Raw genomic sequence first — 13,327 nt, forward strand, 5'->3', positions numbered from 1 at the left:
AGCGAGGGATGATCAGATGACATCAGATCACATTTTAGACGTAACCGGGCTTGCATGCCCAATGCCGATTATTCGGACGAAGAAAAAAATGAACGACTTGGCAGAAGGTCAAGTATTAGAAATACATGCAACAGATAAAGGGGCCAAAGCTGATTTGGCTGCATGGGCTAAGTCAAGCGGACATGAATTGATCACACAGACGGATGAAGGACATGTGCTGAAGTTCTGGGTGAGAAAAGGGTCCTAAAGGGGAGAGGGGTATCTATGAGGGAGCCCCTTTTCCTTTTGCAAAGGAGGAGACCAGCGTGGATTTTGCATTTTTCATTACTTTATTTATCATCGGGTTTATTGGTTCCTTCTTATCAGGAATGGTCGGAATAGGAGGGTCGGTGATCAACTATCCCATGCTGCTTTATATCCCGCCTCTTGTCGGAGTGATGGCATTATCGGCACACGAGGTTTCAGGGATTGGTGCCATTCAAGTCCTATTTTCGACACTCGGCGGTGTGCTGGCGTATCGAAAAAGCGGATTTTTACATCGACCATTGATTTTATATATGGGGAGCAGTATATTGGCAGGGAGTTTATTAGGCAGCTATTTATCACATTTCCTTCCAGAGAAAGGCATCAATGTAGTCTATGGTCTGCTTGCCATTGTCGCTGTCATTTTAATGCTTGTTCCGAAAAAAGGTCAGCAGGCAGAAGCGGATGGAGAGGTGACTTTTCATAAAGGACTGGCGGCTGGTATTGCCTTTGTGATCGGAAGTGTATCGGGTGTATTAGGTGCAGGCGGTGCCTTTATTTTAGTGCCGGTGATGCTATCGATTCTCAAAATCCCTGTGCGGATGACGATTGCCTCGTCTCTGGCGATTACGTTTCTCTCTGCAATCGGCGCATCGGCTGGGAAAGTGCTGACTGGTCAAGTCATGTTCATGCCTGCGCTTGTCTTAATGGCGGCCAGTTTAATTGCTGCGCCGATTGGGGCGAAAATTGGTCAGAAAATCAATGCCGTTTATTTGCAATGGGCGCTTGCCGTGATGATTACAGCCACAGCGATCAAAATCTGGGTAGATTTATTATAAGAAAAAGACCAACAACTGAGAGCAAGGGCTCTTTTCCATGTGTTGGTCTTTTTTATTTCATATCATCGTGCTCGATATACGTTTCAAGTGCAGGGTGGTACTCTTTTTGATAATGAAGATTGGGGCATGTTTTCACGACTTTGCCTTGCAAGGCATTGGACTTCGAGACATCTAATGCTGTTTTACATTTTGGACAGCGTTCGTTAAAAATTGAGAGCCAGCGCTTCATAGATCACCACTCCAGTTAAAGTCTTAAAAACCCATTATATTAATATGAATTATAGGGGATTGTGTGAAGGAGGTCAATGGATATTTGGCTCTTTTTAACAAAAAAGAAGCATCGTATAAGATGCTTCAGTGTATAGACAAACCCCTGCATTATTTGTCAAAAATTTAAAATATGATTAGTAGGCTTTTGCCCAGAACACCATATCAGAAGCAGGTTTCCCGCAGCAGACACATGTGTCAGAAACGGATTCTTGTTCAAACGGGATACAGCGTGATGTCGCCCCTGTTCTCTCTTTGATGTCGTTTTCGCAGTCTTCATCACCGCACCACATGGCTTTGATCAACCTGTTTTCTTCGGCAAGAAGCTGCTCGATGTCTTCGATTGTGTGGGCGTTTGATGTTTTTTCATGTAATCGTTCTTTAGCTTTTTCGTACATCGTCTGCTGAATGTCTTCAAGCGTGGACGTGATGGTTTGTTCAAGTGCATCTAACGTGACGGCTTGCTTTTCACCAGTGTCTCGTCTTGCGAGCATCACCTGTCCTTTTTCCATATCCTTTGGTCCTACTTCTACGCGTAATGGGATGCCCTGCATTTCGCATTCGTTGAATTTCCAGCCAGGCTGTTTATCACTTGCATCGATGTCAGCGCGTGCGATGCGTGCGAGTCGATCCTTTAATTCATAGGCATGATCGAGGACACCTTCTTTATGGGAAGCAATTGGCACAACACGTACTTGGGTTGGCGCAATGTTTGGCGGCAGGACAAGTCCTCTGTCATCGCCATGCACCATGATCATAGCGCCAATGATTCTTGTGGTGAAGCCCCATGATGTTTGCTGGACATGCTCTAGTTTTCCTTCGCGATTTAAAAATTCAATGCCAAACGCCTTGGCAAATCCGTTGCCGAAGAAGTGAGAAGTGGCGGTTTGCAGGGCTTTTCCGTCATGCATTAGACTTTCGACTGTATAGGTGAAGCGGGCGCCAGCGAATTTTTCTTTCTCTGTTTTCCTGCCTTTAATGACAGGGATCGCTAGAAGCTCTTCACAAATAGACGCATAGATATGAAGCATTCTTTCTGTTTCTTCAATCGCTTCTTGCTCAGTCTCGTGACAAGTGTGCCCTTCCTGCCAGAGGAATTCAAGGGTTCTAAGGAATGGACGTGTTGTCTTTTCCCAGCGGACGACATTGGCCCATTGGTTATATAGCTTAGGTAAATCACGATAGGAGTGAATGATGTTTTTATAATGCTCAGCGAACAGCACCTCAGACGTTGGTCTGACGCAGAGTCTTTCTTGTAATTCCGAATCACCGCCATGTGTCACCCACGCCACTTCAGGAGCAAAGCCTTCGATATGATCCTTTTCTTGCTGGAGCAGACTTTCTGGGATAAAGAGCGGCATATAGACATTCTCGTGACCCGTTTCTTTGATTTGACGATCAAGTTCGTCGCGAATATTTTCCCAAATTTTAAAACCGTATGGCTGAATGATCATACTGCCTCTAACGCTTGAATAATCGACGAGACGCGCCTTTGTGACAACATCTGTATACCACTGGGCAAAGTCGTCTTCCATGCTTGTAATTTTCTCAACAAATTGTTTCTTTGACATCGTCTTTTTCCTCCTTTTAAAAAAACAAAAAAGCTGTGCTTTAAGTTAGGGACCATTCCTGGTGGTACCACCCTAATTTAAAGCACAGCTTTACACTCGATCATGATAACGGTATGAACCGCTGTATGAAACAGAACTAAATCGGCAGGTTCACTTGAAGATGTCAGTAGGAACTTCTCAGCACCGTTCCCTCTCTGGTAAAGATCAATTCAAGCTACTATTCCAGATCTACGTTGATCCTTGTTCGTTGATTTTTCATCAGTTTACCTGTAAATGGGGGAGAAAGCAAGTTGGTCCGCAAGTTCATTTCATGCCCTTCTGAGGTCGTTTATGTCGCTGAGCCATTGGCAGACATTTTCTGTTTTTGCAGCTTGCACGTTATGTAAGGCTATGCTAATATATTTGAAGAAAAAAATAGACTTGTATAACCTCAATAATATGGTTTGAGGGTTTCTACCAGGATCCGATAAATCCTGATTACAAAAGTGCGCTTTCCTTTTTTGTAATCAGGGTTTTTTTGTTTGTCTGCACCCTGTATCAAAAGTGAAAGCCATGATATAGAGAAGGGATGTTAGACATGAACTGGAGAGTTTATTTATTAGCTGTTTCTACTTTTGCGGTTGGATTAGTTGAGCTTGTGGTCGGGGGCATTTTGCCAAGTTTAGCAGAGGATCTCAATGTGTCTCTTGCGACAGCTGGGCAGCTGATTACGGTATTTGCGATTGTGTATGCTATTTCAGCACCGGTGCTACTGACCGTCACAGCCAAAATCGAACGAAAGCGTCTGTATTTAATTGCATTATTGGTCTTTACATTAGGCAATGTATTCACATATTTTAGTTCCACCTTTGCCCTTGTCATGATCTCTAGGGTCTTGATTGCCATGAGTACGGCGCTTGTTGTGGTGTTATCACTAACGATTACGGCCAAGCTGGTGGAACCGGCGCATCGAGCGAAAGCATTAGGTCTGATTTTTATTGGGATTAGCTCATCACTTGTTCTCGGTGTACCGATCGGTATTTTTATTACAGAGAGCTTTGGCTGGAGAGTGATGTTTTTAGGAATCAGTATTCTGTCAGCCATATCCATGGTACTCATTTATTTTCTATTGGAGAAAATGCCTGTTGAAAAAGTCACACCACTTAAAGAACAAATTCGTTCTTTAGGGCATCCGAAAATTTTCAGTGCACATTTGATTAGTTTGTTCATGCTTGCTGGTCATTATATGCTGTATTCTTATTTCACGCCATTTCTGATGGAAGTTCTGCATATGACTCCGTTTTGGATTAGTATTTGTTATTTGGTCTTCGGGCTTGCGTCGATTGGCGGGAATGGATTTGGCGGCTGGCTGAGTGACAAACTAGGATCAGGAAAAGCCATTTTGCTGGTGACAATCGCGTTTGCCATTGTGATGTTTATCCTTCCTTATACAGCGGGAGTGTTTATGCTCTTTATGGTGATGGTTGTCCTATGGGGTGCTCTTAGCTGGGCACTGACACCTGCTTTGCAGAGCTATTTGATTCAAACAGACCCTGTGACGTCTGATATTCAGCAAAGTTTAAATACATCCGCTTTGCAAATTGGGATTTCCATTGGATCAGCAGTGGGTGGCGTCATGTTTACAATGACCGGTTCATCTGTTGATTTGGCTAAATTCGGTGCTGTTTTTGTGCTGATTGCCTTTAGCTGTGCAGTGATTTCATTAAAGAGACCGCCGCTTTATATGGATCGTCAGCATCATGCTGAATAGAAGGGAATAAGAACGTTTTCGTGTTAGTTAGCTGCCTCATCATAGGCAGCTTTTTATTTTTTGAAAACCACACCTTCACTTTTACCAGTAATGACTTCTTCTCCATGCTGATTGATATAACGGGAAAAAAGGTGGACACGATGGTATTTTTCAAGGGGTTCTACCTTGGTGACGGCCATCTGACAGGTAATGGTGTCACCTGTATAAACAGGGCGTATGAAGGTACATGTCATCTCTTGACCGATAAAATGAAACTGACCGCCAAGCTTCGTGGCTAGACTTGCTGTGAGAAAACCGTGTACCATGAGCCTGCCTTGATCATCTAGCTCGGTATGATGTTTGCCAAGATCACCTGTCATCTCGCCAAATTGAATCACATCTTCATGCGTATAGGTTTTGCTTGTTTGAAATTGATCGCCTGGTCGAACCATCTATTCATTCAGCTCCTTTTTTTAAATGTACCAAAGGAGTGAATGAATGTACATTCATTTTTGTGGTGAGATGTTAGAGGCAAAGAAGAGACAGGATGCCTTTCTTTGCCTTTGATACCTCAGAAAAAATGTCATCTTCTATTCAAAAATAACCATTTCTCCAATTGGATGAAATCCGGCACGCTGATAGATATGTTTGCCGTCATTTGAGGCTTGTAACATCACACACTTTTGTTTGTTATCTGTCTGGGTCAGAAGGTAATGAAACATGTCACTGCCAAGTCCTCTTCCGCGGTGTTCTGCCTTTGTGATGACATCATAAATACCGTAGCTGTCTGCTGTTTCAATCAATAAGCCCGTTGTGACCGGTTTGTTGAGTTCATATCCAACGAACATGCGGGTACTCGGGTGTAATCGTTCAATCGAAAAGCGCTGGAAATAGCTGTTTAAAGCGATTGCCTCAGGTGATCCTTCGAAAAGTTCGATAAATAAATGTTGATAATCGAGAAAGGTTTGATCGTCAGTCACTTCCTTGATCGTAAGCGATTGAGAGGTCCTTTGATCGATGTCGTTTGTATGTTCAAGCATCATGATGGTATTGCGTTCCACTTCTTGAAGCCCATATTTCTGCATGATATTCGACCAATCTGGGTGGAGCAGGCTTTGAGTGATCCATGTGCTGAATGCTAGCTGCTGTTGCTGCATTTGTTCGATGGCAGCTTCCACTTTTTGTTGATCTTGTATGTGCGCTGAAATGGGTAATAACAAATTGAACGTGTCAGTTGATATATGCGTGTTTGATAAAACGAAATCTTCTGTTGATAGGAACGATCCGTTGACAACAGAAGAAAACAAATTTATTTTTTCTTCTAACTGGCGAATGGCCATTTGCTGCTCTGTTTTCATTCTCTCACCTTCTTTTCTTAATTGAGGGTTACCTATCATAAATAATAGCAAAGAAAAGGAAATTGTGCCGTCTCTTGTAATCTAGTAAAAAAGTTCTTTTATTTATCAGGTCTGATGACCCATTCTTTTCCTCATCCCCACATTTCTTTTGACTCCTTTATTGATTATTAGTACCATTTTATTAACCAGTTAAGAGTGGAGGTTCAGATGGAAACAAACGAGCAGATTGTCTTAAAAGCGATTCAAGATTTGATTATGCATAGGGAAAAGAAACGGAACGATCCAACAGATCCACTGATTACCACGACTGATACACTCAAGCAAGATTGGACACTTACACAGCTTCATATTTTATCTATGATTCAAGCAAACCCTAACGAATCCAATAATACATTTCTTTCACAACAACTAAAACTATCAAAACCAGCCATTACAAAGGCTGTGAAAAAGCTCATCGAAAAAGGCATGGTCGACTATCGCCACCGGCAAGGTGACAAGAAATCCGTCTATTATTCACTCACAGAGGAAGGCACACAGCTTGCGGCACTGCATGATGAGCTTCATGAACAGGCAGTCTCCTCCTATTTAGAATTCCTCCATGAATTTAATGAAGACGAGCTACAGGTTATTGAGCGCTTCTTAAAGGCTTGGAAGGAAAAGATATAAATAACGGACCGAAAGCTTTCTATAAACTAGATGCTTTCGGTTTTTTTATGGTAAAATTAACATATATTGACGTTATTCGTGATGATGTTTGAGGGAGGGAGCCGTGTTGGTGAAAGAGATGATGGAGAATTTCAAAAAATCTATTTTTATCATGCCGTTCGTCGGATTGTTTGTCAGCTTGCTATTATTTGTTTATTTTTTTGGAGTGACAGGAGTTGAAGGGTCCATGTGGGCGGCTGTTTTGTATTGTGCTCTGCCCTTTCTGATGTACACGATACTCTGTTTGCCTTTATGGATTTATTTTAAAGTCAGCAAAAAACGTTCAATACATAGAAATGAGGAACATACATGATCGTTGTCAGCGCTTGTCTTGCGGGATTAAAGGTCCGTTATAATGGCAGCCATCGATTAGATCAACGTATCGAGGAGCTTGTGCAGGAAGGAAAGGCGGTAACAGTTTGCCCTGAGCTGCTTGGCGGTTTCTCTACACCAAGACCTCCCGCAGAAATTATTGGTGGAGATGGTCATGATGTCTTACGGGGGCTGGCTTCTGTTGTTGATGTTCATGGAACAGATGTGACAGAGATGTATGTAAATGGTGCACAAGACACGCTTAAGCAGGTTCAGACTCTTGGCGCAACATCCGTCGTGTTAAAAGAGTACAGCCCTTCTTGCGGAAGCCGGATGATCTATCGGGGAGAGTTTAACGGGAAGACAAAGGCTGGGGACGGTGTGACGTCTGCCTTGCTGAAACAGCATGGGATTCAAGTATTCTCTGAGGAGGATGATTGGACCTCGCTGTTTGTATAGGGATGGCGTGAATTGAAGGAGGAGTTAGGTTGAAGAAGTGGATCATTGGTTTAGTAGTCGTTATTTTCATCGGAATAGGTCTTTATTTTATGATCAATGCCAAAACATATGCTTTTGATGATGTGGTCTCGATTGATAAAGATAAAGTGACTTCCATTCAAATTGAGCATGATGATGAGCGCGTTGTGGTGGACAAGAAAGAGGATATTCAAAAGCTGCTGAAGAAATTTTCGGGTATTCAATTAAAGAAATTAACTGGATCTAAAAAAGAAACAAAAGAATCTTATTGGATCAGAGTGTACGAGAACGAAAAGCAAATGTATGGTCTGACTTTTTATGACCAAAGCTTTTTAGAGACGTATGATGGTTCTAAAACAAAAAATCGAATCAGTGAATACCAAATCGTTGATGCAAATCAAGTCGATATGGGACAATACATCAAATAAGATCATTCAGTCTATGAATGGTTTCAGCGTGTAGACAAACCCTCGCATTCTTTGTCAGTCCTGCGTGCCGGTGCTCACGAATGTGAAATTCGCTCCGCGCCAGTACTCGTCCTTCCTAGGGCTGCAAAGGTTTTCTATCACACTGAAAAGAAGACAAAGGGCTAAAATCAAGTTCATTTTAGCCCTTTGTCAACTATCTGAGATCATTCAGTCTATGAATGGTTTATCTTCATGCATGATCTTTCGCACATTCGGGTATAGTGCATGGTAAGCAAAAATGAAGCGGAGGTTTGTTTGATGAGTGGATTAACAGATACAGTCACATTAGCAAACGGAGTGAAAATGCCGAAGCTTGGCTTTGGTGTATGGCAAGTAAAAGATGGGGATGAGGCTGTAAATGCAGTCAAAGACGCACTTGAAGCTGGCTATCGCAGTATAGATACAGCAGCGGCCTATCAAAATGAAGAAGGTGTTGGCAAAGCCATTCAGCAATCAGGCATCTCTCGCGATGAGCTGTTCATTACGACAAAAGTGTGGAATAGTGATCAAGGGTATGAGTCAACGCTTGAAGCCTTTGAAACAAGTATGAACAAACTTGGATTGGATGTTTTGGATCTTTATTTAATCCATTGGCCGGTTGAAGGCAAATATAAAGAAACGTGGAAGGCGCTAGAAAAGCTTTATAAGGATGGCCGTGTGAAAGCCATTGGCGTGTGTAACTTCCATCAGCACCATTTAGAAGATTTATTAGAAGAGGCAGAAGTGGTGCCAATGGTCAATCAAATTGAACTGCATCCGAAGCTGACGCAAGAGCCTTTACGTGACTACTGCAAGGCAAAAGGCATTCATGTAGAAGCATGGTCGCCATTAGGCAGCGGAAAACTTCTTAACCATCCGGTGCTTCAAGATATTGCGAAAAAACATGAGAAGTCAGTGGCGCAAGTCATTCTTCGCTGGGACGTGCAGCATGGCATTATCACCATTCCGAAATCTGTGACGAAGAGCCGAATCATCGAAAACACAAACGTATTTGATTTCGAGTTGTCCGCCCATGAAATGAGTGTCATTGATCAGCTCAATGAAGATGAGCGCACGGGTCCAGACCCAGATAACTTCGATTTTTAATAAAAAGAAAGCACAGGCGGGATGCCTGTGCTTTTTATTTGCCCATATGTTCAAACCGTTTTTTGAGGCTGATAGGTCTCAATGATTTGAATGGCGTCGACAATTTGCTCTTTCGTATAGTCTCCAATCAAACAAAAGGTTTCATCTTTACGTGCAGCATGGTTTGCCACTGTATGTGCTGCTTCCTCTAGCTGAGCTGTGATGCCAAGCTCACGCATCGTTCTAGGTAATCCGAGTGTTTGATAGAGCTCAAGTAATTCTTCTACTTCCGTCATACGGTTTTCTGCGGCAAGCTGGACGAGAATGCCATAGGCCACTTTTTGTCCATGTAACACATGATGTGTTTCATCAATAAATGTTAATCCATTATGAACGGCATGGGCTCCTGCCATTCTGCCATAACGTCCTCCGTAGCCGCCGACTGTTCCGGCTAACGTAATGATCGTATCTGTTACATCTGCAAAGGCTTGAGAAAGCTGGCCTGTTTTTAAGCTGCTAACGGCTTCTTCACTATGAGTCAGAAGAATGTCACGAACGTACACTGCCTGCTTTAATGCAGCATGTACCATGAGCGGCAAGGTGCCTTTTGTGTTACGAATAATGGCTTCCGCTTCATACCATTTTGCCAGTGTATCCCCAATTCCGCTTTGGAGGTAGGAAAGAGGAGATGAAAGCAAAAAAGTATGATCAATTAACGTGAGATAGCTGGACCGCTTATGATAGTCGACCCTCATAAAATTTCCCTTGTCATCATAAATGACGCTGAGCGGTGTAGAAGCCGCACATGTCCCAGGAATCGTCGGCACCATGATCACTTCAATTTGGAGAGCGTCGGCAACAGACTTCGCTGTATCTAAAATCGTGCCGCCACCGATCCCGATGATCACATCTGAACTCTTGAGTTCTTCCGCAATTCGTGTGATCGCATTTGGTGAACTGTAACCTTTATGCTGAACAACAGGCCACTCGGATGGAAGCTTTGTGTACTGTGAAAAGGCTTGATATGAGTCATATCCTGTCACTATAGCTGGTGACTGAAAGGGAGTAACAAGTGACTCGATTTCATGATAAATCCCCTTTTGAGAAATAAACTGGTTAGGACCGCTTCTGACGATCTCTTCTGGCTGGATCATGGACTTATGCTCCTTTACGAAATCATATAGTTCTTAAATCATCTCATTTTACAGAAAGTTCTGTCAAATAATCGAACAGTATGAGACCATAGACCCTTCCGTTTTATGGAATTGAACTGCTGACATTGCCTTAAGGTATGTATTTCCTGTATGATATAAAATGGTATGTTTTGATTAAATTTAAGAGGTGTTTATATATATGGAAAAACAATATCGTGTATTACTTTACTATCAATATGTCCCCATTGAGGATCCAGAAACGTTTACAGCAGAGCATCTTGCATTCTGTAAGGAACTTGGTTTGTTAGGTCGTATTCTTGTTTCATCTGAAGGCATAAACGGAACCGTTTCTGGTACCATTGAGCAGACGGACAAGTACATGCAAGCATTGAAAGAAGATCCACGCTTTGCGTCCATGCCAATTAAAATTGACGAAGCAGATGGTCATGCGTTTAAGAAAATGCACGTCCGCCACCGAAATGAATTGGTGAATTTAAGTCTTGAAGATGATGTGAATCCGCTAGAATTAACGGGGAAACATCTCAGCCCAGTTGAATTTTACGAGCAAATGCAATCACCTGATACGGTCGTGATTGATGCACGTAATGATTATGAGTTTGATGTCGGTCACTTCAGAGGTGCTGTGCGCCCTGACATTGAGACATTCCGTGAATTGCCTGAGTGGATTCGTGACAACAAAGAGATTCTTGAAGGGAAAAAAATTCTGACGTATTGCACAGGCGGCGTACGCTGTGAGAAATTCTCAGGATGGTTAAAGCGTGAAGGCTTTGAAGATGTATCCCAGCTTGACGGTGGAATTGTCACGTACGGAAAAGACCCAGAAGTTCAAGGAAAGCTATGGGACGGTCAATGTTATGTGTTTGATAACCGCCTAACGGTTCCAGTCAATCAAACAGAGCACGTCGTGGTAGGAAAAGATTTCTTCACTGGCGAACCTTGCGAGCGTTATGTGAACTGTGCGAACCCTGCATGTAACCGCAAAATGATTGCAACAGAAGAAAGCGAGCATAAATATATGCGCAGCTGCAGCCATGAATGCCGCACAAGCGAACGTAACCTTTATGTGAAACAGCATAATTTGTCTGAGGAAGAAGTTCAAGAAAGACTAGCTGTCATTGAAAAAGAACAAGCAATCTCACAAGGATAAGAGGGTTTCCCTTTTATCCTTTTTTCTTTGGATGATATGTGTTCAGAGGGAAGAGGAAGTCATTTCCTCTTTCTTTTTTGTTTTGTTTTTTTCAAAATAAGGGTAAAGGTAGTTAATCAGTCTAATAGATTGAACAGTTGAAAAAGCGCTTTCTTTTGAAATAAGCATGTTCGACTATTTCAGAAAATGGAGAATTGAGAGATAATATAACAGGCAAAAAAATGAACAAAGATAAAAGTTCAGATCAGAAAGTATTTGCCAATGGAATGAAAGGTGAGCTGCTATAAAAGAAAGGCGCTTGCTCGACACATGCTCTGTATTTTAATCGAAAGGTGTTATGAACATGAATCATTTGCATCGTAGGATGGGAACTTTCGCTTTAATGATGGTAGGTCTTGGCTCAATCATTGGTTCAGGATGGCTATTTGGTGCGTGGCGGGCTGCTCAAATCGCCGGCCCTGCTGCTATTTTGTCATGGTTGATCGGGATGGTTGTTATTTTATTTATCGCATTGTCTTATAGTGAACTCGGGTCGATGTTTCCAGAGGCAGGCGGAATGGTCAAATATACGCAATATTCACATGGCTCTTTTATTGGATTTATCGCCGCTTGGGCAAACTGGATCGCCATTGTCTCAGTGATTCCTGTTGAGGCAGTTGCCTCCGTTCAATACATGAGCTCATGGCCTTGGGAGTGGGCAAAGTGGACAAGCCATTTGGTCACAAAAGGGGTTTTGACGACTGAGGGGCTCATGGTGGCAAGTGTGCTGCTGGTGATTTATTTTCTGCTCAATTATTGGACAGTTGGGTTGTTTTCAAAGGCGAATACATTCATTACGATTTTTAAAATCGTCATTCCAGGATTAACAATTGGTGCGCTCTTATTCGTAGGTTTTCATAGTGAGAATTTTACTTCTGGAACAAGTATTGCGCCGAACGGCTGGGCGAGTGTGCTCACAGCTGTGGCAACATCGGGGATTGTGTTTGCTTTTAATGGCTTCCAAAGCCCGATTAACATGGCAGGAGAAGCGAAAAATCCAGGGCGTTCGATTCCAATTGCCATTGTTGGATCGATTTTGATTGCAACGGTCATTTATGTGCTGCTGCAAATCGCTTTTATTGGCGCTGTCGATCCATCAATGATTGTGAATGGCTGGGGGCATTTGAATTTCAACTCGCCATTTGCTGACCTTGCCATTGCGCTAGGAATCAACTGGCTTGTCCTTATTTTATATGCAGATGCGTTCGTTTCTCCTTCTGGCACAGGGATTACGTATACGGCGACGACGTCTCGTATGATTTATGGGATGGAAAAAAACAAGTACATGCCGAGTGTACTTGGTCGTCTGCACCCAATTTATGGTGTGCCTCGTCCAGCGATGTTTTTTAACTTAGGCGTATCGTTTATCTTTCTGTTTTTGTTTAGAGGATGGGGGGTTCTCGCTGAAATTATCTCTGTGGCGACCCTGATTTCCTATTTGACAGGACCTGTGACAGTGATGACGCTGAGAAAGACGGGCGCAGATTTATATCGTCCATTGCGAATTAAAGGACTCAGCATCATTGCCCCGCTTGGTTTTGTCTTTGCATCCTTGACACTGTACTGGGCGAGATGGCCGCTGACGGGTCAGGTGCTGTTCATTATTCTCATCGGTCTGCCAATCTATTTTTACTATCAAGCAAAAGCGAAGTGGAAGGGCTTTGGCCGTCACTTTAAAGCAGGTGCTTGGATGGTTGTGTATTTGCTTGTGATGATGACGATTTCCTGTCTCGGTAGTGATAAATTTGGCGGGTATAACGTCATTCATTATGGCTGGGATATGGCGCTCATTGCAGTTGTGGCGTTGTTATTTTATATGTGGGCACTCAAAAGTGGTTTTGAAACAGAGTTTTTAGAAGATGCGAAAAAAATTAATGATGAACTGCGTGCTTCTCAGAAAGAAGCCGCCTCATCTAAGGAATAACGGAAGGGC

Annotated in this window: 14 protein-coding genes and 1 riboswitch; of the genes, 9 read left to right on the top strand and 5 right to left on the bottom strand. The window is 42.8% G+C overall.

Annotation, left to right across the window (positions count from 1 at the left end):
• Positions 1–16: 16 nt before the first annotated feature.
• Together NSQ11_RS01355 and NSQ11_RS01360 are read left to right on the top strand one after the other, a co-directional pair.
• Positions 17–247: a sulfurtransferase TusA family protein gene (locus NSQ11_RS01355; RefSeq protein ID WP_008343881.1), complete on the top strand. Its 231-nt coding sequence runs from the start codon at positions 17–19 to the stop codon at positions 245–247.
• A gap of 58 nt (positions 248–305) precedes the next feature.
• On the top strand, positions 306–1,082 hold the full coding sequence (locus NSQ11_RS01360; protein WP_058214104.1) for a sulfite exporter TauE/SafE family protein: 777 nt from the start codon (positions 306–308) through the stop codon (positions 1,080–1,082).
• A gap of 52 nt (positions 1,083–1,134) precedes the next feature.
• Here NSQ11_RS01360 and NSQ11_RS01365 read toward each other — a convergent pair whose 3' ends face one another.
• Both NSQ11_RS01365 and proS read right to left on the bottom strand, forming a co-directional pair.
• Entirely contained in the window at positions 1,135–1,311 is a 177-nt protein-coding gene (locus NSQ11_RS01365; protein WP_017358723.1) for a hypothetical protein, read from the bottom strand.
• Between the two features lie 175 nt (positions 1,312–1,486).
• Positions 1,487–2,920 carry a proline--tRNA ligase gene (proS, locus tag NSQ11_RS01370; protein ID WP_035703007.1) on the bottom strand — a complete coding sequence of 478 codons (1,434 nt, stop codon included), beginning with the start codon at positions 2,918–2,920 and terminating at the stop codon, positions 1,487–1,489.
• A gap of 400 nt (positions 2,921–3,320) precedes the next feature.
• A riboswitch (purine riboswitch) is annotated at positions 3,321–3,420 on the top strand.
• A gap of 77 nt (positions 3,421–3,497) precedes the next feature.
• Here proS and NSQ11_RS01375 point away from each other — a divergent pair.
• Complete coding sequence (locus tag NSQ11_RS01375; protein WP_342501211.1) at positions 3,498–4,670, top strand: MFS transporter; 1,173 nt, start codon at positions 3,498–3,500, stop codon at positions 4,668–4,670.
• 53 nt (positions 4,671–4,723) lie between these two features.
• Here NSQ11_RS01375 and NSQ11_RS01380 read toward each other — a convergent pair whose 3' ends face one another.
• Positions 4,724–5,101 carry a hotdog domain-containing protein gene (locus tag NSQ11_RS01380; RefSeq protein WP_008343876.1) on the bottom strand — a complete coding sequence of 126 codons (378 nt, stop codon included), beginning with the start codon at positions 5,099–5,101 and terminating at the stop codon, positions 4,724–4,726.
• A 138-nt stretch (positions 5,102–5,239) separates the two neighbouring features.
• Positions 5,240–6,007: a GNAT family N-acetyltransferase gene (locus NSQ11_RS01385; RefSeq protein WP_272511951.1), complete on the bottom strand. Its 768-nt coding sequence runs from the start codon at positions 6,005–6,007 to the stop codon at positions 5,240–5,242.
• 207 nt (positions 6,008–6,214) lie between these two features.
• On the opposite strand from NSQ11_RS01385, the gene NSQ11_RS01390 reads away from it, so the two are divergent.
• From NSQ11_RS01390 to NSQ11_RS01405, 4 genes are all read left to right on the top strand, one after another.
• Positions 6,215–6,673, top strand: a complete 459-nt coding sequence (locus tag NSQ11_RS01390; protein ID WP_017366520.1) for a MarR family transcriptional regulator — start codon at positions 6,215–6,217, stop codon at positions 6,671–6,673.
• A gap of 348 nt (positions 6,674–7,021) precedes the next feature.
• Complete coding sequence (locus NSQ11_RS01395) at positions 7,022–7,483, top strand: DUF523 domain-containing protein (RefSeq protein WP_342501212.1); 462 nt, start codon at positions 7,022–7,024, stop codon at positions 7,481–7,483.
• A gap of 29 nt (positions 7,484–7,512) precedes the next feature.
• Positions 7,513–7,929: a DUF5301 domain-containing protein gene (locus NSQ11_RS01400; RefSeq protein ID WP_213406352.1), complete on the top strand. Its 417-nt coding sequence runs from the start codon at positions 7,513–7,515 to the stop codon at positions 7,927–7,929.
• A gap of 297 nt (positions 7,930–8,226) precedes the next feature.
• Positions 8,227–9,054, top strand: a complete 828-nt coding sequence (locus NSQ11_RS01405; protein WP_342501213.1) for an aldo/keto reductase — start codon at positions 8,227–8,229, stop codon at positions 9,052–9,054.
• 50 nt (positions 9,055–9,104) lie between these two features.
• Here the strand turns inward: NSQ11_RS01405 and NSQ11_RS01410 are convergent, their stop codons facing one another.
• The gene (locus NSQ11_RS01410; protein WP_035390603.1) at positions 9,105–10,187 is read right to left on the bottom strand and encodes an iron-containing alcohol dehydrogenase family protein; all 1,083 of its coding nucleotides are present in this window, start codon (positions 10,185–10,187) and stop codon (positions 9,105–9,107) included.
• Positions 10,188–10,386: 199 nt separating this feature from the next.
• On the opposite strand from NSQ11_RS01410, the gene NSQ11_RS01415 reads away from it, so the two are divergent.
• Both NSQ11_RS01415 and NSQ11_RS01420 read left to right on the top strand, forming a co-directional pair.
• Complete coding sequence (locus NSQ11_RS01415) at positions 10,387–11,355, top strand: rhodanese-related sulfurtransferase (RefSeq protein ID WP_007498459.1); 969 nt, start codon at positions 10,387–10,389, stop codon at positions 11,353–11,355.
• A 343-nt stretch (positions 11,356–11,698) separates the two neighbouring features.
• Entirely contained in the window at positions 11,699–13,318 is a 1,620-nt protein-coding gene (locus NSQ11_RS01420) for an APC family permease (RefSeq protein ID WP_072367554.1), read from the top strand.
• Positions 13,319–13,327 lie beyond the last annotated feature (9 nt).

This window comes from Bacillus sp. FSL W7-1582 (assembly GCF_038593325.1).
Lineage (GTDB): Bacteria > Bacillota > Bacilli > Bacillales > Bacillaceae > Bacillus > Bacillus altitudinis.

Bases quoted from the DNA above. Each gene is read 5' to 3' on its own strand.
- NSQ11_RS01365 (WP_017358723.1), bottom strand. From the start codon at position 1,311: ATGAAGCGCTGGCTCTCAATTTTTAACGAACGCTGTCCAAAATGTAAA.
- NSQ11_RS01420 (WP_072367554.1), top strand. From the start codon at position 11,699: ATGAATCATTTGCATCGTAGGATGGGAACTTTCGCTTTAATGATGGTA.
- NSQ11_RS01390 (WP_017366520.1), top strand. From the start codon at position 6,215: ATGGAAACAAACGAGCAGATTGTCTTAAAAGCGATTCAAGATTTGATT.
- NSQ11_RS01410 (WP_035390603.1), bottom strand. From the start codon at position 10,187: ATGATCCAGCCAGAAGAGATCGTCAGAAGCGGTCCTAACCAGTTTATT.
- NSQ11_RS01385 (WP_272511951.1), bottom strand. From the start codon at position 6,007: ATGAAAACAGAGCAGCAAATGGCCATTCGCCAGTTAGAAGAAAAAATA.
- NSQ11_RS01405 (WP_342501213.1), top strand. From the start codon at position 8,227: ATGAGTGGATTAACAGATACAGTCACATTAGCAAACGGAGTGAAAATG.
- NSQ11_RS01375 (WP_342501211.1), top strand. From the start codon at position 3,498: ATGAACTGGAGAGTTTATTTATTAGCTGTTTCTACTTTTGCGGTTGGA.
- NSQ11_RS01395 (WP_342501212.1), top strand. From the start codon at position 7,022: ATGATCGTTGTCAGCGCTTGTCTTGCGGGATTAAAGGTCCGTTATAAT.
- NSQ11_RS01355 (WP_008343881.1), top strand. From the start codon at position 17: ATGACATCAGATCACATTTTAGACGTAACCGGGCTTGCATGCCCAATG.
- NSQ11_RS01415 (WP_007498459.1), top strand. From the start codon at position 10,387: ATGGAAAAACAATATCGTGTATTACTTTACTATCAATATGTCCCCATT.
- proS (WP_035703007.1), bottom strand. From the start codon at position 2,920: ATGTCAAAGAAACAATTTGTTGAGAAAATTACAAGCATGGAAGACGAC.
- NSQ11_RS01380 (WP_008343876.1), bottom strand. From the start codon at position 5,101: ATGGTTCGACCAGGCGATCAATTTCAAACAAGCAAAACCTATACGCAT.